This is a genomic window from Kytococcus sp. HMSC28H12, from assembly GCF_001816045.1.
Classification (GTDB): Bacteria; Actinomycetota; Actinomycetes; order Actinomycetales; family Dermatophilaceae; genus Kytococcus; species Kytococcus schroeteri.
Map to the genome: position 1 here is coordinate 1 of NZ_KV824580.1, position 720 is coordinate 720.

1 protein-coding gene is annotated in these 720 nt (G+C 76.5%); it reads right to left on the reverse strand.

Annotation, left to right across the window (positions count from 1 at the left end):
• On the reverse strand, positions 1-710 hold a 710-nt coding region (locus HMPREF3099_RS09085), incomplete at its 3' end, for an energy-coupling factor ABC transporter ATP-binding protein (protein ID WP_141762097.1).
• Between the last annotated feature and the right edge of the window lie 10 nt (positions 711-720).

Consider the following 720-nt stretch of genomic DNA (forward strand, 5'->3'; position numbering starts at 1 on the left):
GGCGTGGCGAGGTCGGCCCCGGCGAGCACCGTGCGCGGGTCCCCGGAGCGCACGCTGCCGTCGCCGGGCAGCCAGACCAGCTGGTCGGCGGCGTGCAGCACCCGCTCCAGCCGGTGCTCGGCCAGCACCACGGTGAGCCCCACCTCGTGCACCAGCGTGGTGACCGCCGAGAGCACGTCCTGGGCGGAGGTCGGGTCGAGCGCGCTGGTCGGCTCGTCCAGCACGAGCACGCGCGGCTGGGCGGCCAGCACCGCGGCGATGGCCACCCGCTGCTGCTGCCCGCCGGAGAGCTCGGCCAGCCCCCGACGGCGCAGGTCGGCGATGCCCATGACGTCGAGCGTCTCCTCCACGCGCTTGCGCATGGCCTCGGGGTGGATGCCGAGCTGCTCCATGCCGTAGGCCACCTCGTCCTCCACCGTGTCGGTGACGAAGCCGGCCAGCGGGTCCTGCCCCACCCAGCCGACGGTGTCGGCCAGGTCGCGCGGGGCGTGGGTGCGGGTGGAGCGGCCGTGGACGAGCACCTCGCCGGCCAGGGTGCCGCCGGAGAAGTGGGGCACCAGCCCGTTGAGCAGGCCGAGCAGTGTGGACTTGCCGGCGCCGGTGCGCCCGGCCACCACGGCGAGGTCGCCCTCGCGGACGGTGAGGTCCACCCCGCGCAGCACGGGGCGGGGCGCGTCGGCGTGGGTGAGGGTGACGCCGCGCAGCTCCAGAGCGGGGGTC